The organism is Pseudomonas sp. PvP001 (genome assembly GCF_040546375.1).
GTDB classification, from domain to species: domain Bacteria; phylum Pseudomonadota; class Gammaproteobacteria; order Pseudomonadales; family Pseudomonadaceae; genus Aquipseudomonas; species Aquipseudomonas coleopterorum.
The window spans coordinates 3,806,364-3,826,473 of the sequence record NZ_JBEPNQ010000001.1; the positions used below are offsets into that span (position 1 = coordinate 3,806,364).

Here is a 20,110-nt window from a genome sequence, read left to right on the forward strand (position 1 = left end):
CAGCGGAGGGGGCTGTGACTGTGAGTACCGGCCCCCGAGCAGGTTCAAGCTTTGTTGCGTATCAGGCGCCGCAGCGCGAAGCGATTCGGATGACACGCCCAGGCCACCTCGCGTGGCAGAGGCAAAGGCTCGTCGTCCAGCCAGGCAGCGATCAGTTCACCCGACAGCGGGGCAGTGATCAGCCCCCGCGAGCCATGCCCGCTGTTCACGTACAGCCCCGGCAGCCACGGGCAAGGCTGCTCGGGCACCTGACGGGCGTCCTTGGCCAGGATCGCAAAGCGCTCGGCGAAGGCCTGAGCGTCGGCCACCGGCCCGATGATGGGCAGGTAGTCAGGGCTGGTGCAGCGAAATCCGGCCCGGCCTTGCAGTTGCTCGATAGGCATTGAGGCGCTGTCGATGCGACTCGCCAGATCCGGGGAAATGGCTTCGAGCAGCGTCAGGTTGTCGAGGTTGTCGGCCTGGGTCGGTGTCAGGTCGTCGCTGTGGAAATCGAAGCTGGCGCCCAGCGTGTGTTCACCCGAACGGGCAGGGGCGACGTAGCCTTCGGCGCAGACCACCGTCGACAGCGCAGCGCTGCGCGCCGTTTCGGGCAGGCGGGTGATCTGTCCGCGAATGCGCTTGAGCGGCAGCGCGGCGGTCTGTGCGAAAGCACTGACCTGGGCGGCGCAAGTCAGCACGGCCACCGGTGCACTGGCCAGGTGATGGTCACCGTTGAAGGCCTGCCATTGACCGTCGAGGTAGCGCAGTTCGGCCACGTGATGATGGCGCAGCAAGGTGATGCGCGGATGGCGGGCCAGATGCTCACACAGCGCCGGCGGGTGGACCCAGCCACCCTCGGGGTAGAACAGACCGCCGCTGGGCAGTTCGACACCTGCCTGCGCTTGGGCTTCGAGACGATCCAGTCGGTGCAGCAGTTCCGGCTGGAATGCATCGGCCAGTTGCTGCTGGCGCTGCGCTTCCTTGTCGTCGAAGGCCAGTTGCAGCACGCCGCAGGCATCCCAGTCGTGCCCGCGTTGCAGTTGTTCGAGCAGGCGACGGGTGTGGCCGAAGCCGGCCAGGATCAACTGGGAAAGCGCCGTGCCGTGGGCCGAGAGTTTCAGATACAGCACGCCCTGGGGATTGCCTGACGCTTCCTGGGCGAGCTCGGCATGCCGTTCGAGCAACGACACGCGCCAACCGCGCCCCGCCAGGCTGGCTGCCGTGGCGCACCCCGCCAGCCCGGCGCCGACGACCAGCGCGTGGCGCTCACCCGTGACCGGCTCGGGGCGGGCGAACCATGGCTTTGGCGCGGGTGCTGGAGCGCAGTCATTTCCCAGGAATACGCCTCTGGACACATGCCATTTGTTGCCGATGCCCGGCACCCGTTTCATCTTGAAGCCGACCGCCGCCAGGCCGCGGCGCACCCAGCCGGTGCTGGTGAAGGTTGCCAATGTCGCGCCGGGCGCCGCCAGCCTCGCCAGCTCGGCGAACAGCTCGGGGGTCCACATGTCGGGGTTGCACGCCGGCGCGAAACCATCCAGAAACCAGGCGTCGACCTGGCCCTCGAGGCATGGCAGCTGCTCCAGCGCATCGCCGATCAGCAGCGTCAGGCTGACCCGGCCACCGTCGAAGATCAGCCGCTGAAAGCCTTCATGCACGGCCACATACTGCGCCAGCAGTGCGTCGCTGTAGGCCGACAGCTCCGGCCACAGCGCCAGGGCACGGGTCAGGTCGGCGGCGCTCAGGGGGTATTTTTCCACGCTGATGAAATGCAGACGGGCGCCCGGTGCGGCCGAGGCGGCGAAACATTGCCAGGCGCAGAGAAAACTCAGCCCGGTGCCGAAGCCGGTCTCCCCGATCACCAGACGACCGTCGTCCGGAAGGGCGGCGAAGCGTGCGGCCAACTGATTCTGCTCGATGAACACGTGGCGGGTTTCGGCCAGGCCGTCGGCGGCGAAATACACGTCGCCAAAGGCGCGCGATCGAGGGTGACCGGTGTCGGTCCAGTCCAGCTGGGCGAGAAGGCTCGGGGTTTTCATGACGGCTTCGGCAATGGGCAAGCGGGCATTGTAACGCGCAGGCCCGGGTTCGCGAGCGCAAGGACGCTTGAACCGCAGCGCAGCCGATGGCCGTCTTCAGGTGGTGATTAATACACGTCCCGGCAGGTTCCGCACTGGCTACCGTACACCCTTCCTCTTTCGGCAAGGAGCCGAGCATGCACACGATCTACCCCCCAATGAGTGAAGCGGGCAGCGCCCGAGACAGTCGCCACGCACGCATCGTCGCGCAGCGGCTGCCCACCTGGTTGACCCAGGCCAGCCCGGCGATGCGCCAGGCCCTGAGCGCCAGTCAGAACGAGAGTCACGCCGCCAAGCTGGCGCTCGCGCCCGTTCTCGCCGGGCTGCGCGACGTGACCGAGTTCTGCGCCGACCTGGTGAGCAAAGAGATCCGCGAGCATTTCCAGCTCGACATCGATCCGCGTCATCATTCGTTGGTGCGCGCCATGCAGAGCGTCGGAATGGGCTTCAGCCATCGCTGGCCCATCGAACAGAACCTGCTGGTCGCCGCCATGCAGAATTTCGAGGCGAACCTGCAGTTTCCGTCGGGCTCGATGGTGCTGCCGGTCGGCGGGCTCGAGTACGTCACCGCTGGCAAGGACATCGATTTTCGCGCCCGCAGCGACAAACCGGCGATTGCCATCGATCCAAAACGATTCACCACGCTGTGTCGCAGTCTGGACCTGGGGCAGCGCTACCAGACCCACCTGGATACGGTGTTCAAGCCCGAACAGAACTCTGAACAGGTGACGGCGCTGTTCAAGCGCAATGACCGCGCCCACTTTGCGGTGCTGACCCACATCGCCCGGTTGCGCGACGACATCGACGAAGATACCTACCGCATGCTGCTGCAGATCGCCGAGGGTGCCACGCCGGCCTGGGCGGGCAATGCGGTGCGTTATCACTGGCTGTGTCTGCTGGGCAGCGCCGATTTCACTGCCGTGGCGCTCTACGGCGTGCAGTTGATCGAATCGACCGTGGATGGCCGCTGCGTAGTGCTGATGCCGGGCGAGCCGGATCATCCGATCAAGCAATACCCGTCGTTCAAAGCCTTCGCTGGGGCATTGGGAGAGAAGCTGAAGCAGACCGATTACCGAAGCTATTTCGGCGCACTGGCTGGCGAGAAGTTCGCCGCACCGTTCATCCAGCGTCTGCTGCAACGGCTCGACAGCCCTGCGGGTGATTGGCTGCAGCGCCTGAATCTGGAGAAACGCCAGGTGGTCGGCGATCTTTTCGAGTTGCAACACAATGACCGCCTGATCAAGACCTATCAGGACGCCCGAGTGATGGCGGTGCCGACCGCCGATGAAGACACCATCGCGCTGGAGCGCGAACGCCGGCGGTATCTGGATGCCGGCATGACCCTGCTCAATATCGCCGGTCTGCTGGTCCCGGCGCTGGGTGCGGCGATGCTCACGTGCGCCGCCTCCCAGTTGCTCCATGAGGTCTTCAGCGGTATCGACGATTGGCGCCAGGGCGATGACCACGCCGCGTTCACCCATGCCATGAGCGTGGCCGAGAACGTGGCGCTGATGGCGGTCTTCGCTGGCGCCGTGCATGCCGGCCGTACGTGGATCGCGCCCAGGGTGCCCGAGGTGGCTGCGCAGACCCAGCTGGCGGAAATGGTGCCGGTGACCCATGCCGATGGTAGCCATCAGCTGTGGCGCGCGGACCTGGCCGATTACGTGGCCGACCAGGCCCTGCCTGCCGACCTGTTGCCCGATACCGACGGCCTCTATCACGATGACGCGCGCGACAGCGTGGTCATCGACGGGCGTGTGCACGACCTGCGCTTCGACGAGGGGCACCAGCAGTGGCGCATCACCCACCCCCGTGACACCGATGCCTACCAACCTTTGATCGAAGAAGCCGACGTCGGGTGGCGACTGGCCGCCGAGCAGCAGCCCGAGCCCCCCTGCTAGCGCACTGCGTGAGCGCCTGGGCTGGCGACTGTCGGGCATGGACCCGCAGGATATCCATCACGCACTGGCCAGCACCGGTCTGCCACAGACGGCGCTGGACGACATCTACGTCCAGACCGACCAACCCACGGCCTTGCTCCTCGATGCGCTGCAACGCTTCGCGCTCCATCGCCAGGTGCTGCGCGCCGGACTGGCCGAAGCCGCCGCACAGCAGCGTTTCGAAACGCTTTACGACGCCACGCATTTCGGTGGCAGCCCCGCCAGCCAGCTGATCCGTAGGGATTTTCCCACCCTCAGCGTGGCGGCCGCCGAAGAAGTGTTGCTCGACGTGCCGCCAGGCCAGCAGGCGCAGATGCTGTCCAACCGCCGCATTCCCTTGAAACTGGCTGAACGCGCGCGCACCTATCAGCAGTGCCAACGCTTGAACCGCGCGTTCGAAGGCCTCTGTTTCAGCGTCGCACAGTCTGTGGACAGCCTCGAGCTGGAGAAGGCCATCAAGCTGCTAGTGGGAGAGGGCGCCCAGGCCGATGCAGTGCGTGACTATGGGTTTGCCCACCGCGATGCCTGTGCTCGCTGGCTGGGCCAGACGCCTGCGCCGGAGCGCTTCAGGGCGCCGATGCGCGACGCCCATGGGCAGGTGGGTTACCCCATGAGCGGCCGGCGTGAGCTGGCCCTGTCGAGTCGGGTGCTGGTGGCGCGCATTCGCCGTCTCTATCCGGGGACCAGCGAACGGGGTGCGCGCGAGTTGCTGGCGCTGTACGAGCAGACCGGCATGAGCCGCGCCGGCATCATGCAGGGGCTGGATAACCTCACCTATGAGCGCGCGCAGATGCAGGCCCAGCTCGAAGCCTGGTCGCGTGAGCCGGCTCCGGCCAATCTGCCCGCCCGGTACAACGCCGGCAACGGTGACCTGGTGTACTACCGCGCCGATGTCACGGCTCGCCTGGACATCGCCTGGCGCCGCCAGCTGCCGTCCGAGCGTGTGGCCAGCGGCTACAACTACTATCTGAACCTGACTTACGTGCCGCTGCTCGGATTCCCCGCCCTGAGCGCTGACCTGCGCTTCGTCACGCACCTGAACCTGACCGGCAGCACGGTGGATGCCCCGGCGCTGACCAACCTGCTGGGCAGCTTCCCGCAGCTGCGCAGCCTGACCTTGCGCGAGTGTGCCCTGCGTCAACTGCCCGAAGTGGTCGATCGCTTGACGCAGCTTACCGAACTGGATCTGACGCTGTGCGACCTGACCCTCGACCAGGCGCTGATCGACCGCCTCGGCCGGCTGCCCAACCTGAGCGTCTTGAGCCTGAGCGGCAACAACGTCGGGTCGATAGCGACCTCCAGCGGTTTCACCCGGCTTCAGCAACTCAACCTGGCAGGTGTGGCGCTGCCGCACTGGCCACAGTGGGCTGCACGTCTGCCGGCCCTGCGCACCTTGAACCTGTACCGCACGCGACTGCGCCACATCCCCGATTCGGTGTTCACCGATCAGACTCGCGAGACCCGTGTCGATGTCTTCATGGAGCGCAATACACTGGACGCCTCCAGCCTGCGCCAGCTCGATAGGCCCCGGCCACAACGGCGCTTCCAGTTCTTCGCCCATCGCACCAACGATGTCCATCCTTCGCGGATCGGACGGCCGCTGGTGGATGTGTGGCTGCAGGGTGCGACCGACGTCGAGCGGCGCCACCGCGCCCAGCTCTGGCAGGGGCTGGTGGATGAAGACGGTTCCGAAGCGTTTACCCTGTTGATCGACAATCTGCGCCGGACACCGGATTTCATCCGCGATGCGGCCGAGTTGACGCAACGGGTCTGGCACGTGATCGCCGGTGCCTCCGCGAACCGTCAATTGCGCCAGCGCCTCTACACCATGGCCGAGCAACTGGACACCTGCGTGGACGGCGAACGCCTGATGTTCAGCGATATGGAAGTGCAGGTGTTGCAGCACGAGGCACTGCAAGGCGCCACCTGGGCTCAGCGTGGCCAGCGCCTGTACGAGCTGGCCCGTGGACTGTTCCGTTTGGACCAGCTCGAAGCCATCGCCCGGGGGATCATTGCCGAGCGTCGGCGCCTGGGCCTGAGTGTCGACGAGGCCGAAGTGCGTATGGCCCTGCGGACCTATCTGGCCCGCCGTCTGGCCTTGCCCGGTCAGCCGCACAGCATGGCCTACGCCGCCACCGCAGGCATCGGTGTGGACATTTACGACGCGGCCCAGAGCCAGGTGTTGCAGGCGCAAGCCGAGCCGGTCTTCACGCAGTTCATGATCCGCCAGTCGTTCTGGGTCGACTATCTGCGTGAACGGCATGCAACCAGGCTGGAACAGCGCCTGGCGCCTTTCGCCGACGAACTCACCGCGCTCGATGAAAGCCAGGAGCCGGGCAGCAGTGGCGATTACCTGCGCCGCGCGAATGACATCGCCCGGCGTCGACAGGACGCCGAGAACACCTTGCTGGCCGAACTAACCCTGCTCGAACAGGTCGGCTTCAATAGCGATACGCAGCGTAGCGCCGAGCCCGGCGAGGCTCAGTCAAGCTAACCGACGAGGAATGCCTGCCCCATGTTCGAATCTGCCGAAATTGGTCATGCCATCGACAAGGACACCTATGAAGCGCGCTTGCCAGCCTTGCGCGAAGCGCTGCTGGAGGCTCAGTACGAGCTCAAGGAGCAGGCGCGCTTTCCGGTGATCGTGCTGATCAATGGGGTCGAGGGGGCCGGCAAGGGCGAGACGGTCAAGTTGCTCAACGAATGGATGGACCCGCGCCTGATCGAGGTGCGGACCTTCGACGACAAGACCGACGAAGAACTCGCCCATCCACCGGCCTGGCGCTACTGGCGGCAACTGCCGGCCAAGGGCCGCATGGGCGTGTTCTTCGGCAACTGGTACAGCCAGATGATCCAGGATCGCGTCCATGGCGATATCAAGGACGGTCGTCTGGAACAGGCCATCAACGGCGCACAGCGGCTGGAGCGGATGCTCCACGACGAAGGGGCGCTGATCTTCAAATTCTGGTTCCATCTGTCCAAACAGCAGATGAAGGCGCGGCTCAAGTCGCTGCGTGACGATCCATTGCACAGCTGGCGAATCAGCCCGCTGGACTGGCAGCAGTCCAAGACCTACGACCGCTTCGTGCGCTTCGGCGAACGCGTGGTCCGCAGGACCGACCGCGACTATGCGCCGTGGCATGTGATCGAAGGTGCCGATGCCCACTACCGCAGCCTGGCGGTGGGGCAGATCATTCTCGAAGGTTTGCAGGCGGCGCTGAAGGCACCCGTCGAACCCAAGGCTCAGGCTGTGGCCACTTTGGGCGAGAGCATCGACAAGCGCAGCCTGATCGGCAGCCTGGACCTGAGCAAACGACTGGAAAAAGACGATTACGAACGCCAACTGATCACCGAACAGGCCCGTCTGGCTGGGCTGATGCGCGACAAGCGCATGCGCCGTCATGCCTTGGTGGCCGTGTTCGAAGGCAACGATGCAGCCGGAAAGGGCGGTGCGATCAAGCGCGTCGCCGCCGCGCTCGACCCGCGCCAGTACCACATCGTGCCCATCGCCGCGCCCACTCAGGACGAGCTGGCCCAGCCGTACCTGTGGCGGTTCTGGCGCCAGCTGCCGGCGCGCGGCAAATTCACCGTGTTCGATCGCTCCTGGTATGGCCGGGTGCTGGTGGAACGGGTCGAGGGCTTTTGCAGTGCGTCTGATTGGATGCGTGCCTACAGCGAAATCAACGACTTCGAAGAACAACTCACCGAGGCCGGCGTGGTGCTGGTCAAATTCTGGCTGGCCATCGACGAGCAGACCCAGCTCGAGCGCTTCAAGGAGCGCGAGCAGATCCCCTTCAAGCGTTTCAAGATCACCGAGGACGATTGGCGCAACCGTGAGAAATGGGGCGCCTATCGCGATGCCGTGGGCGACATGGTCGACCGCACCAGCAGCGAGGTGGCGCCCTGGACGCTGGTGGAAGCCAATGACAAACGTTGGGCACGGGTCAAGGTGCTGCGCACGATCAACGACACACTCGAAGCGGCGTTCAAAAGAGACAAAAAGGACTGAGCGATCGCATCGCACCGTTCGCGGCCGATGACCGCTGCTACGGGATGCGACGCGGACAAAACGGTCGATAACCGATAGAGTGCGCGGCCTGTTCATACTTCGAGGACCCTGCCCATGCCCCAGACTTTCGACATCGCCGTGATCGGCGCCACCGGTACGGTCGGCGAAACGCTCGTGCAGGTGCTGGAAGAACGGGACTTTCCGGTCGGCGCGTTGCATCTGCTGGCCAGCAGCGAATCGGCTGGCGCGTCGGTCGCGTATCGCGGCAAGAACGTGCGTGTGCGTGAAGTCGATCAGTTCGATTTCAGTCTGGTCAAATGGGTGTTTTTCGCGGCCGGTCCCGCAGTGACCCGCAGCTTCGCCCCCCGCGCGACGGCGGCCGGTTGCACGATTATCGATCTTTCGGGCGGCCTGCCGGTGAACGAGGCGCCCAATGTCGTGCCGGAAGCCAACGCCGCCATACTGGCCGATCTACCGGTGCCCGTGCAGGTGGCCAGCCCCAGCGCCGCCGCCATTGCCCTGGCAGTGATCCTGGCGCCCCTGCGCGCCGTGCTGGATCTTCAGCAGGTGCACGTCACGGCGTGCCTGGCCGTGTCGGCCCTGGGCCGCGAAGCGGTCAGCGAACTGGCCCGGCAGACTGCCGAACTGCTCAATGTCCGGCCGCTGGAACCGCGCTTCTTCGACCGCCAGATGGCCTTCAACCTGCTGGCGCAGGTCGGCACGCCCGACGCGCAGGGCCATGTGCCGCTGGAACGCCGCTTGGTGAGCGAACTGCGTGAGCTGCTCGGCATGCCGACCTTGAAGATCTCGGTGACCTGCGTGCAGGCCCCGGTGTTCTTCGGCGACAGCTACAGCATCGCCGTGCAGAGCGGCACCGCGCTCGACCTTGCCGCCGTCAACCAGGTTCTGGCGACGGCGCCGGGTATCGAAACGGTGGAAGACGACTACCCTACAGCGGTGGGCGATGCGGTGGGGCAGGACGTGGTGTACGTGGGCCGGGTGCGTACCGGCATCGATGATCCCCAGGCGCTGAGCCTGTGGGCCACGGTGGACAACGTGCGCAAGGGGGCAGCCCTGAATGCGGTACAAGTGGCCGAGTTGTTGATTAAAGGTCATGGCTAAAAGATACTTGCCGACAATTTGCAGAGGGTTGGCACGCTTTGCCCAGCTGATCGCGTGTGACAGTCGTTCGTGCGACAGTGCAAGCTTCTTCTCGCTTGCCGAGGAATGTTCAAACAAGGATTAGGCCATGGTTCAAGTTCGCAAACTGGTGTTAGCAATGGCTGCCGCTTCGGCGCTGTCCTCCGGTATCGCCAACGCCCTGGAGCTGGGGGAATTGACCCTCAGGTCTGCGGTGAACCAGCCTCTGCTGGCCGAGATAGAACTGCTCGACGTGCGCGGCCTGAGCGCCGCCGAGGTTCAGCCCGTGCTGGCCCCGGCCGAGGAGTTCAGCAAGGCGGGCGTCGAGCGCCAGGCGTTTCTGGACAGCCTGCGCTTCACGCCGGTGATCAACGCCAATGGCCGCAGCGTCATCCGCGTGACCTCGACCCAGCCCTTGTCCGCGCCGCTGGTGAAGTTCCTGGTTCAGGTCAACTTCCCCAGCGGTCGTCTGTTGCGCGACTACAGCATGCTGCTCGATCCGGCGCAGTTTGCCCCGCAGGCCGCGCAAGCCGCGCAGAACGCTCCTCGACCCGCAGTGAGTACGCCGGCGGCCACCGTCAACCAGGCGTCCTACACAACCGGCTCGCGCGACACGCTGTGGGAAATTGCTGCGCGCAATCGCCAGGGCGGTTCGGTCCAGCAGGCCATGCTGGCCATCCAGGCGCTCAACCCCGATGCGTTCCTGGACGGCAACATCAACCGTCTCAAGACCGGGCAGGTCCTGCGCATGCCCGACGTGCAGCAGACATCGGCCACCGCGCCGGGGCCGGCAGTGGCCGAAGTCGCGCGGCAGAATGCTGCGTGGCGCGAAGGCCGTCGGTTGGGTCCGCGTGCCCAGCAGGTCGACGCCACGCGGCGCGGCAATGGCACACCGGCTCCGGCCGCTGCGCCGCCGCAGGACAGCCTCAGCCTGGTGTCGGGCGCCAGCGAGGCCAATGGTCCGGCAGGCGATGCCAAGGCATTGGACCAGAAGCTTGCGGTGACCCAGGAAGCGCTGGATGCCACCCGGCGTGACAACGAAGAGCTGCGCAGCCGCAACGCCGACCTGCAGAGCCAGCTCGACAAGTTGCAGAAGCTGATCCAGCTCAAGAACGACCAGCTGGCCAAGATGCAGGCGGCTGGCGCCGATGTGCCGGTGCCTGCCGAAGCTCTGGTCCCGGCCGAGGCGCTGGCGCCTGCAGCCGATGGCGGCGCGCCTGCCGCCAGTGACCCCAATGCGACGACCAACGCCGAGCTGGTTCCGGCACCGACCGTGCCGGGTGCCACCGAACAGGTCAACCCTGACGCCGCCGCCAGTACGCCGGTAGCGCCTCAGGGCGAGCCGCTGGACGCCGTCAGCGATCCGGCCGACGACACCGCTGCCGATCAGCCCGCCGACAATTCGACCCTGCTGATGGTGGTCGGTGCCAGCGCCCTGGCCGCGCTGCTGTTGCTGCTGCTGTTGCTGGCCCGCCGCCGCAAGGCACAGCAGGAAGCCGAAAAGCACATGCGCATGGCCCGTGCCCTGGCCGAGGAGCCGGACCACGGCCCGGACCTCGACCTGCCGCCCAACAGCTTCGAAGGGCTGGAACGCCCGGCCGCGACCGTGCACCTGACCCCGGCCATGGTCGCCGCCTCGGTAGCCGGCGCCCGGGCCAGTGCCGCTCCCTCCACGTTCGCTCCTGCGCCTGAGCAGACCGTGTTGCCCACGCCGCCACTGCGCCCCAGCATCGACACCGACGAAGGTCTGTTCGCGGAAGTGGAGCAGAGCATTGCCCGAGGCCGTCTCAATCACGCCGCCGAACTGCTGGAAGCTGCGACCGAACGTGAGCCCGAGCGCAGCGACCTGCGCCTGAAGCTGATGGAGGTCTATGGCTTGCAGGGTGACCGCGATGGCTTCGTCGGCCAGGAGCGGCAACTGATTGCCACGGGCCAGAACCACGCCGACGTCGAGCGCTTGAAGGCTCGTTTCCCGGCCATGCTCGGCGCTGCCGCGGCAGCTGCCGGTGCGGCGGCGGTAGCAGCGCAAATGGATGCGGAGTACGTCAAACAGCTCCTGCAGGACGAGCCTGGCGCGGCTGATTCGCTGGACGGTACCTTCGACACCGATTTCGATCTGAACCTGGACGACACTCAGGACACCGCGCCGACGGCGGACAGCAACATCGATTTCGACACCCTGCTGGCCGAACAGAAAGCGGCAGCCGCGAGCCCGGCCGACGACAACGACACGACATTGCCGGAAGATTTCGACCTGTCCCTGGCCGAAGATGCTCAGGAACCGCAGACACCGGAATCGCGCCTGACCGAGATCAACGCGGAGCTGGAAAAACTCTCCGACGGCTTTGCGCGCACGCCCATGGCCGAACCGTTCGCCACGCCACCCAAACCCGAAGACCTCCCGCCGATCGAAGGCGAAGATGATTTCGACTACCTCGACGGGGGCGACGAGGCCGGTACCAAGCTGGACCTGGCCCGTGCCTACATCGAGATGGGCGACAACGACGGTGCCCGCGACATTCTCGGCGAAGTGCTGAAGGAAGGCAGCGCCGGGCAGCAGGGCGAGGCACGCGAAATGCTGGGGCGTATCAGCCGATAATCCGGGGGTGCCGTCGCCGGCCCCCTGTGGGAGCGGGCTCTGCCCGCGAAGGCGGCGGGCCAGGCGCCGCAATTTCAGGATCCGGTATAATCGCCGCCATCGCTTAACCAACAGGCTGCAACTTCGTGCAAAACATCGACAACTCGGCCGCCGAATCGGCGGCCGACGGCTTTTACCGTATCGCGCTGGGCGTGGAGTACAAAGGTTCGCGCTACCGCGGCTGGCAGCGCCAGGCGTCGGGCGTGCGCACCGTCCAGGAAACCCTCGAAGACGCTCTGGGCAAGGTCGCAGCCTCGCCTGTCTCGCTGATGTGCGCCGGCCGCACCGACGCCGGGGTTCACGCCTGCGGCCAGGTGGTGCACTTCGACACCCAGGCCGAACGCAGCATGAAAGCCTGGGTGATGGGCGCCAATATCAACTTGCCCCACGACGTCAGCGTCACCTGGGCCAAGGTCATGCCGCCCAATTTCCACGCGCGCTTCAAGGCCATCGCCCGACGCTACCGCTACGTCATCTACAACGACCAGATCCGGCCCGCGCACCTGGGCGAGGAAATCACCTGGAATCACCGCCCGCTGGACGTCACCCGCATGGCCGCCGCCGCGCAGGCACTGGTCGGCACCCATGATTTCAGCGCCTTCCGCGCCGGTCAGTGCCAGGCCAAGTCGCCGATCAAGCAGCTGCATCACCTGCGGGTCACCCAGCACGGCAAGATGATCGTCATCGACGTGCGCGCCAATGCCTTCCTGCACCACATGGTGCGCAACATCGCCGGCGTGCTGATGACCATCGGCACCGGCGAGCGGCCTATCGAGTGGGCCGCAGAAGTGTTGCAGAGCCGGGTGCGCAGGACCGGCGGTGTTACTGCCCATCCGTTCGGGCTGTACCTGGTGCAGGTCGAGTACCGTGACGAGTTTCCTCTGCCTGAACGCTACATCGGCCCGCACTTCCTGACCGGGTTCGACACACTGGCTGACGTTACCGACAGCATTTGCTAACATCCGCCGTTCCCTAGCCAAGTCGAGGTACTCGCCGACATGTCAGCCGTTCGCAGCAAAATCTGCGGTATTACCCGCATAGAGGATGCTTTGGCCGCTGCGCACGCCGGTGCCGATGCGATCGGGTTGGTGTTCTATGCCAAAAGTCCGCGGGCGGTGAACGTCCAGCAAGCCCGCGCGATCATCGCCGCGCTGCCGCCGTTCGTGACCACCACGGGCCTGTTCGTCAACGCCAGCCGCTGCGAGTTGGGCGAAATCCTCGATGCCGTGCCGCTGGACCTGCTGCAGTTCCATGGCGACGAAACGCCGGCCGAGTGCGAGGGTTACCACCGTCCGTACATCAAGGCCCTGCGCGTACGTCCCGGCGACGATCTGCAGGCGGCGTGCCGTGCCTATCGCAACGCCAGCGGCATTCTGCTCGACACCTTCGTCGCCGGTGTGCCCGGCGGCACTGGCGAAGCCTTCGACTGGTCGCTGGTGCCCGAGCACCTGGACAAGCCGATCGTGCTGGCCGGCGGGCTTCACGCGGGCAACGTCGCCCAGGCCATCACTCAGGTCAAACCCTGGGCGGTGGATGTCAGCGGCGGGGTCGAGTCGAGCAAGGGCATCAAGGACCACGGCAAGATCGACGCTTTCATCAAGGCGGTGCGTGGGAGCAGCATGTGACGGCGCGCTGCCCGGCACCGTCCATACGTTTCGCGAAACGCGCGGCACGCAGGTCTCATGCCTGCGCCGCGCTCGCCCACGCATTCGTTTCATATCTGAATACGCTCAAGAGCATGCGCGGGACCTGGCCAGGCCAGCAGTCCCCGGTACTGGAGAAATAAAGCATGAGCAACTGGTTGGTAGACAAGCTGATCCCTTCGATCATGCGATCGGAAGTGAAGAAAAGCTCGGTGCCCGAAGGCCTGTGGCACAAGTGCCCGTCCTGCGAAGCAGTGCTGTACCGTCCGGAGCTGGAAAAGACCCTCGACGTCTGCCCCAAGTGCAACCACCACATGCGTATCGGTGCACGCGCGCGCCTGAACATCTTCCTCGATGAAGACGGCCGTGCCGAGCTGGGCGCCGATCTGGAGCCGGTCGATCGCCTGAAGTTCCGCGACGGCAAGAAATACAAGGATCGCCTGACCGCTGCGCAGAAGCAGACCGGTGAAAAGGATGCGTTGATCTCCATGAGCGGCACCCTGCTGGGCATGCCCGTGGTGGCCAGCGCCTTCGAATTCTCCTTCATGGGTGGCTCCATGGGCGCCATCGTCGGCGAGCGCTTCGTGCGCGCCGCCAACTATGCCCTGGAAAATCGCTGCCCGATGATCTGCTTCGCCGCCTCCGGTGGTGCGCGCATGCAGGAAGCCCTGATCTCACTGATGCAGATGGCCAAGACCTCGGCGGTTCTGGCGCGCCTGCGCGAAGAGGGCATTCCGTTCATTTCGGTGCTGACCGACCCGGTCTACGGTGGCGTCTCCGCCAGCCTGGCCATGCTGGGTGATGTGATCGTTGCCGAGCCCAAGGCGCTGATCGGTTTCGCCGGCCCGCGCGTGATCGAGCAGACCGTTCGCGAGAAGCTCCCCGAAGGCTTCCAGCGCAGCGAGTTCCTCATCGAGCATGGCGCCATCGACATGATCATTTCGCGTCAGGAGCTGCGTCCGCGACTGGGCAGCCTGCTGGCCCAGTTCATGGGCCTGCCGACGCCTACCTACGTGGCCGCTCCGATCGAGCCCATCGTGGTGCCACCGGCGCCTGCCAACGTATGACCGAGCGCAGCCTGAGCCAGTGGCTCGCCTACCTGGAGCAGCTGCATCCGGCGGCCATCGACATGGGCCTGGACCGTTGCCGCGAAGTCGCGCAACGCCTGGGCCTGGGCAAGCCGGCCGAGCGTGTGGTGACGGTCACCGGCACCAATGGCAAGGGTTCGACCTGCGCCTTCATCGCTGCACTGATGCAGGACCGCGAGCTGAAGGTCGGGGTCTATGCCTCGCCGCATCTGTTGCGCTACAACGAGCGGGTCGTGATCGACGGGAAGCAGGCCACCGACGCGCAGTTGTGCGAAGCCTTCACCGCCGTTGAAGCAGCGCGCGGTGCAACCACCCTGACCTATTTCGAGATGGGCACCCTGGCCGCGCTGTGGCTGTTCCAGCGTGCCGGGCTCGACGCCGTGGTTCTGGAAGTGGGCCTGGGCGGTCGGCTGGACGCGGTCAATCTCGTGGACGCCGACCTCGCCGTGATCACCAGCATCGGCCTGGACCATGCCGAATACCTGGGCGATACCCGCGAGTCGGTGGCTTTCGAGAAGGCTGGCATCCTGCGTGCCGGCGTGCCGGCCTTGTGCGGCGATATCGATCCTCCACAGCCGTTGCTCGATCAGGTGGCCACGCTGGGCTGTCCGTTCTATCTGCGTGGCCGGGACTACGATTTCACCGAGCACGACGATCACTGGTCGTGGCGTGGCGTGGACGTCGAAGGCTACCCGGTCGAACTGCTGTCGTTGCCGCTGCCCAGCCTGCCGCTGGAGAACGCGGCGCTGGCGCTGCAGGTCTACGTCGCCCTCGATCTGCCGCGCGACGCCGCGCGCATCGGTTGGGCGCTGGCGCATACTCGAGTGGCCGGTCGCCTGGATCGCCACCGGGTGAATGTGGCAGGCAAGACGCTCGACATTCTCCTGGACGTAGGTCACAACCCGCACGCTGCGCGCTTCCTGGCCGAGCGTCTGGCGCGCCAGCCTCTGACGGGCCGGCGTCTGGCCGTGTTCGGCCTGCTGGCCGACAAGGATCTGGCCGGTGTGGTCGAGCCACTGGCTCCTGTCATCGCCGAGTGGGCCGTCGCACCGCTGAAAACCCCTCGCACCCGGCCAGCCGCCGAGTTGAATGCTGCACTCCTGAACCTTGGCGCCACCACGACGTCTCATGCCAGCCTCGCCGATGCGCTCGAAGCGCAGTGCGAAGCAGCAGGCGAGGGTGACGAGATTCTGGTGTTCGGCTCGTTCCACTGTGTCGCCCAGGCCTTGAAATGGATGTATGGCAACGTAGAACGGGAGAACGTGGATGGCATTGCCCAGTAAGGTGTTCAAGCAGCGCATGATCGGCGCATTGGTGCTGATCGCGCTGGCGGTGATTTTCCTGCCGATGCTGTTTTCGCGGCAGGACGACACCGTGCGCCAGGTTCAGGTGCAGGCCCCGGCAGCGCCGCAGGCACCGGCCGCGCCCCAGGTGCAGGTCGAGCCGGTTGACGTGCCCGAGCCGCAGATCATCGAGTCCGAGCCCGTTCCCCAGCAGGCCCAGGTGCAGGCCAGCGCGCCGAGCCAGCCCATCCAGCCGGTGCCCTCAGCGCCTGCGGCTGCTGCGAAAAAGCCGGTGGAAACGGTGCAGCCCTCGGCACCGATTGCAGCCGCCAAGGTGGCACCGGCCGCCAAGCCGGACACCGCGAGCAAGATCGACCCCAACGGGCTGCCGGTCAGCTGGTCGGTGCAACTGGCCAGTCTGTCCAATCGGGCCGGTGCCGACGCCCTGCAGAAGAGCCTGCGTACGCAGGGCTACAACGCCTACGTGCGTTCGTCCGACGGCAAGAACCGGGTATTCGTCGGGCCATTGGTCGAACGCGCCGAGGCCGAACGGCTGCGCGATGTGATCAATCGCCAGCAGAAGCTCCAGGGTTTCGTGGTGCGCTTCGAGCCTGAACGCGGCTGAGGACTTGGTTCGCCGTGGAATCGTGTCGCTTTCTTCGCGGCCGCTGACCGCTCCTGCGGGAGGCTGCAGGAGCGCTCAGCGGCCGCGAAGGGGCGCGCTGCGGAGCAGGCGACAATCGCCGCTTACTACCGGGCCCGCGCTCTGCTAAAATGCGCCGCCTTATCCGTATGCAGGCCGCACCGTGGCATTTACCTGGGTCGACTGGGCGATCATTGCGATCATCGCCATCTCCGCACTGATCAGCTTGACACGCGGCTTCGTCAAGGAAGCCCTGTCGCTGGTCACGTGGATAGTCGCAGGTGGCGTGGCCTGGCTGTTCGGCGGTTCGCTCGCCGGTTACTTCGAAAACTACATCCAGACGCCATCGGCACGTGTCATCGCAGGCTGTGCCGTGCTGTTCGTGGCCACCTTGCTGGTCGGCGCCATGGTCAACTACCTGATCGGCGAACTCATTCGCGTCACCGGATTGTCGGGCACCGACCGCTTTCTGGGCATGGTCTTCGGCGCCGCGCGCGGGGGCCTGCTGGTGGTGGTGGCCGCCGGGCTGCTGAGCCTGGGGCCCGTTCAACAGGATGCCTGGTGGCAGGAATCACGCCTGCTGCCGCAATTTCTTTTGGTTGCTGACTGGTCGAAAAACCTCATCCTGGGGATGTCCAGCCAGTGGCTCGCCAGCGGAATCAGCGCACCGGCTGACATTCCGTTCAAGGAACACCTCTTGCCTGCCGCGAAAGCGCAGTGAGTGGTGCTCAGTTCAGATTCATTAAGTAGGGGTTGCGTCGCATGTGTGGCATCGTCGGTATCGTCGGTAAGTCGAACGTCAATCAAGCGCTGTATGACGCGCTAACGGTCCTCCAACACCGCGGCCAGGATGCTGCCGGTATCGTTACCAGTAGCGATGGCAAGTTGTTCCTGCGCAAGGACAACGGGCTGGTACGGGACGTTTTCCAGCAGCGCCATATGCAGCGCCTGCTCGGGCACATGGGCATCGGTCATGTGCGCTATCCCACGGCGGGCAGCTCGACTTCGGCCGAGGCCCAGCCGTTCTACGTCAACTCGCCCTACGGCATCACCCTGGCGCACAACGGCAACCTGACCAACGTCGAGCAGCTGGCCAAGGAGATCTACGAATCGGATCTGCGTCACGTCAATACCAGCTCCGACTCCGAAGTGCTGCTCAACGTGTTCGCCCATGAACTGGCGGTGCGCGGCAAGCTGCAGCCTACCGAGGAAGACGTGTTCGCGGCCGTCACCGACGTGCACAAGCGCTGCACCGGCGGTTACGCGGTGGTGGCCATGATCACCGGCTACGGCATCGTCGGCTTCCGCGACCCGCACGCGATCCGCCCGATCGTGTTCGGCCAGCGGCACACCGACGAAGGCGTGGAGTACATGATCGCCTCCGAAAGCGTGTCCCTGGACGTACTCGGCTTCACCCTGATCCGCGACCTCGCACCGGGCGAAGCGGTGTACATCACCGAAGACGGCAAGCTGCACACTCGCCAGTGCGCACCCAACCCGCAATACGCGCCGTGCATCTTCGAACACGTCTACCTGGCACGTCCGGACTCCATCATCGATGGCATCTCGGTGTACAAGGCGCGTCTGCGCATGGGCGAGAAGCTGGCCGACAAGATCCTGCGCGAGCGTCCCGAGCACGACATCGACGTGGTCATCCCGATCCCGGACACCAGCCGCACCGCAGCCTTGGAACTGGCCAACCATTTGGGCGTGAAGTTTCGCGAAGGCTTCGTCAAGAACCGCTACATCGGCCGTACCTTCATCATGCCCGGCCAGGCTGCACGCAAGAAATCGGTACGCCAGAAGCTCAACGCCATCGAGCTGGAATTCCGCGGCAAGAACGTGATGCTGGTGGACGACTCGATCGTACGCGGCACCACTTGCAAGCAGATCATCCAGATGGCACGCGAAGCGGGCGCCAAGAACGTCTATTTCTGCTCGGCTGCTCCAGCCGTGCGCTACCCGAACGTCTACGGCATCGACATGCCGAGTGCGCATGAGTTGATCGCGCACAACCGCAGTACCCAGGAAGTGGCCGATCTGATCGGTGCCGACTGGCTGATCTACCAGGACCTGCCCGACCTGATCGACGCGGTCGGTGGCGGCAAGGTCAAGATCGAGAACTTCGACTGCGCGGTGTTCGACGGCAAGTACGTCACCGGCGATATCGACGAGTTCTACCTGAACAAGATCGAACAGGCGCGCAATGACTCCAACAAGAGCAAGTCTCAGGCGGTCAGCGCGATCATAGACCTCTACAACAACTGATTGGGAGCAACGGCATGACACAGGAATGGGATGCCGGGCGACTGGATAGCGATCTGGAAGGGGTGTCCTTCGACACCCTGGCCGTTCGCGCCGGCCAGCACCGCACGCCGGAAGGCGAACACAGCGATCCGCTGTTCTTCACTTCCAGCTACGTTTTCCGTACCGCGGCCGATGCCGCGGCGCGTTTTGCCGGCGAAGTGCCGGGTAACGTCTACTCGCGTTACACCAACCCCACCGTGCGCTCCTTCGAAGAGCGCTTGGCCGCCCTGGAAGGCGCCGAGCAGGCCGTCGGTTTCGCTACCGGCATGGCGGCGATCACTGCGGTGGTCATGAGCCTGTGCAGCGCGGGCGACCATGTGCTGGTTTCGCAGAGCGTGTTCGGCTCGACCATCAGCCTGTTCGAGAAGTACTTCAAGCGCTTCGGCATCGAGGTGGACTACGTGCCACTGGCTGACGTCGGCGGCTGGGAGCGGGCCATCAAGGCCAATACCAAATTGCTGTTCGTCGAGTCACCGTCCAATCCATTGGCCGAGCTGGTCGACATCACCGCCCTGAGCGCAGTGGCCAGGGCCGGTGGTGCGATGCTGGTGGTCGACAACTGCTTCAGCACGCCTGCCTTGCAGCAGCCGCTGGTTCTGGGTGCCGATATCGTCGTGCACTCGGCGACCAAGTTCATCGACGGCCAGGGCCGTTGCATGGGCGGCGCGGTGTGTGGGCGCAGCAAGGAGATGAACGAGGTGCTCGGTTACCTGCGCACCGCCGGTTCGACCCTGAGCCCGTTCAACGCCTGGATCTTCCTCAAGGGTCTGGAAACGCTCAACCTGCGCATGCGTGCCCATTGCGCCAGTGCCCAGGCGCTGGCCGAGTGGCTGGAAGCGCAGGACGGGATCGAGAAGGTGCATTACTCGGGTCTGGCGAGCCATCCGCAGCACGAGCTGGCCAAGCGTCAGACCAAGGGTTTCGGCGCAGTGGTCAGTTTCGAGGTCAAGGGAGGCAAGGAGGGCGCCTGGCGTTTCATCGATGCCACGCGTCTGATCTCGATCACCGCCAACCTGGGTGACAGCAAGACCACCATCACCCACCCGGCCACCACCTCGCACGGGCGCCTTTCGCCAGCCGAGCGGGAAGCGGCAGGGATTCGTGACAGCCTGATCCGGGTGGCAGTAGGCCTGGAAGACGTGGGCGACCTGCAGGCCGATCTCGCGCGCGGGCTGGCGGCGCTGTAAGGGCTGAAGGCTTCTTCGCGGGCAGAGGGCTCGCCGCCCGCCCCGCTCCCACAGAGTTCTCAGTTGAGCTAAGTTACTGTGGGAGCGGGCTCTGCCCGCGAAGAGGCCCGCAAGGTTTCACAAGCTCTGGGGTTTGACACCTTTTTCAAAAAAACTTCATACAGGGTATTGACTT

General features: G+C 65.2%; 14 protein-coding genes. 13 read left to right on the forward strand and 1 reads right to left on the reverse strand.

Features of this window, described 5'->3' with window-relative positions; translation table 11 throughout:
• Positions 1–44: 44 nt before the first annotated feature.
• Positions 45–2,018 (reverse strand): bifunctional tRNA (5-methylaminomethyl-2-thiouridine)(34)-methyltransferase MnmC2/FAD-dependent 5-carboxymethylaminomethyl-2-thiouridine(34) oxidoreductase MnmC1, encoded by a 1,974-nt coding sequence (gene mnmC, locus ABMD26_RS17465; protein WP_134723371.1) that lies wholly within the window; start codon positions 2,016–2,018, stop codon positions 45–47.
• Between the two features lie 176 nt (positions 2,019–2,194).
• Between mnmC and ABMD26_RS17470 the strand changes: the two genes are divergently transcribed.
• The 13 genes from ABMD26_RS17470 to ABMD26_RS17530 all read left to right on the forward strand — a co-directional run bounded on the left by ABMD26_RS17470 (position 2,195) and on the right by ABMD26_RS17530 (position 19,935).
• Entirely contained in the window at positions 2,195–3,958 is a 1,764-nt protein-coding gene (locus ABMD26_RS17470) for a dermonecrotic toxin domain-containing protein (RefSeq protein ID WP_354310943.1), read from the forward strand.
• A 37-nt stretch (positions 3,959–3,995) separates the two neighbouring features.
• Positions 3,996–6,491, forward strand: a complete 2,496-nt coding sequence (locus ABMD26_RS17475; protein WP_354310945.1) for an NEL-type E3 ubiquitin ligase domain-containing protein — start codon at positions 3,996–3,998, stop codon at positions 6,489–6,491.
• A 21-nt stretch (positions 6,492–6,512) separates the two neighbouring features.
• Positions 6,513–8,006, forward strand: a complete 1,494-nt coding sequence (gene pap, locus ABMD26_RS17480; RefSeq protein ID WP_134723369.1) for a polyphosphate:AMP phosphotransferase — start codon at positions 6,513–6,515, stop codon at positions 8,004–8,006.
• A 114-nt stretch (positions 8,007–8,120) separates the two neighbouring features.
• Positions 8,121–9,128: an aspartate-semialdehyde dehydrogenase gene (locus tag ABMD26_RS17485; RefSeq protein ID WP_122743687.1), complete on the forward strand. Its 1,008-nt coding sequence runs from the start codon at positions 8,121–8,123 to the stop codon at positions 9,126–9,128.
• Between the two features lie 127 nt (positions 9,129–9,255).
• Positions 9,256–11,745 (forward strand): motility hub landmark protein FimV, encoded by a 2,490-nt coding sequence (locus ABMD26_RS17490; RefSeq protein WP_134723368.1) that lies wholly within the window; start codon positions 9,256–9,258, stop codon positions 11,743–11,745.
• A gap of 125 nt (positions 11,746–11,870) precedes the next feature.
• On the forward strand, positions 11,871–12,743 hold the full coding sequence (gene truA, locus ABMD26_RS17495; protein WP_049862179.1) for a tRNA pseudouridine(38-40) synthase TruA: 873 nt from the start codon (positions 11,871–11,873) through the stop codon (positions 12,741–12,743).
• Positions 12,744–12,782: 39 nt separating this feature from the next.
• The gene (locus ABMD26_RS17500; RefSeq protein WP_122743685.1) at positions 12,783–13,409 is read left to right on the forward strand and encodes a phosphoribosylanthranilate isomerase; all 627 of its coding nucleotides are present in this window, start codon (positions 12,783–12,785) and stop codon (positions 13,407–13,409) included.
• A gap of 164 nt (positions 13,410–13,573) precedes the next feature.
• Positions 13,574–14,494 (forward strand): acetyl-CoA carboxylase, carboxyltransferase subunit beta, encoded by a 921-nt coding sequence (gene accD / locus ABMD26_RS17505; RefSeq protein ID WP_122476414.1) that lies wholly within the window; start codon positions 13,574–13,576, stop codon positions 14,492–14,494.
• Complete coding sequence (gene folC, locus ABMD26_RS17510; protein WP_354310950.1) at positions 14,491–15,798, forward strand: bifunctional tetrahydrofolate synthase/dihydrofolate synthase; 1,308 nt, start codon at positions 14,491–14,493, stop codon at positions 15,796–15,798. Before accD ends, folC begins: the two co-directional genes overlap by 4 nt.
• Positions 15,782–16,423, forward strand: coding sequence for an SPOR domain-containing protein (locus tag ABMD26_RS17515; protein WP_090359604.1), 642 nt, complete (start codon positions 15,782–15,784; stop codon positions 16,421–16,423). Before folC ends, ABMD26_RS17515 begins: the two co-directional genes overlap by 17 nt.
• 181 nt (positions 16,424–16,604) lie before the next feature.
• A complete protein-coding gene (locus ABMD26_RS17520) occupies positions 16,605–17,162 on the forward strand; it encodes a CvpA family protein (protein ID WP_049862174.1) in 558 nt (185 codons plus the stop codon).
• 41 nt (positions 17,163–17,203) lie between these two features.
• Positions 17,204–18,709 (forward strand): amidophosphoribosyltransferase, encoded by a 1,506-nt coding sequence (gene purF / locus ABMD26_RS17525; protein ID WP_122743682.1) that lies wholly within the window; start codon positions 17,204–17,206, stop codon positions 18,707–18,709.
• 14 nt (positions 18,710–18,723) lie between these two features.
• On the forward strand, positions 18,724–19,935 hold the full coding sequence (locus ABMD26_RS17530; RefSeq protein WP_056843787.1) for an O-succinylhomoserine sulfhydrylase: 1,212 nt from the start codon (positions 18,724–18,726) through the stop codon (positions 19,933–19,935).
• Positions 19,936–20,110 lie beyond the last annotated feature (175 nt).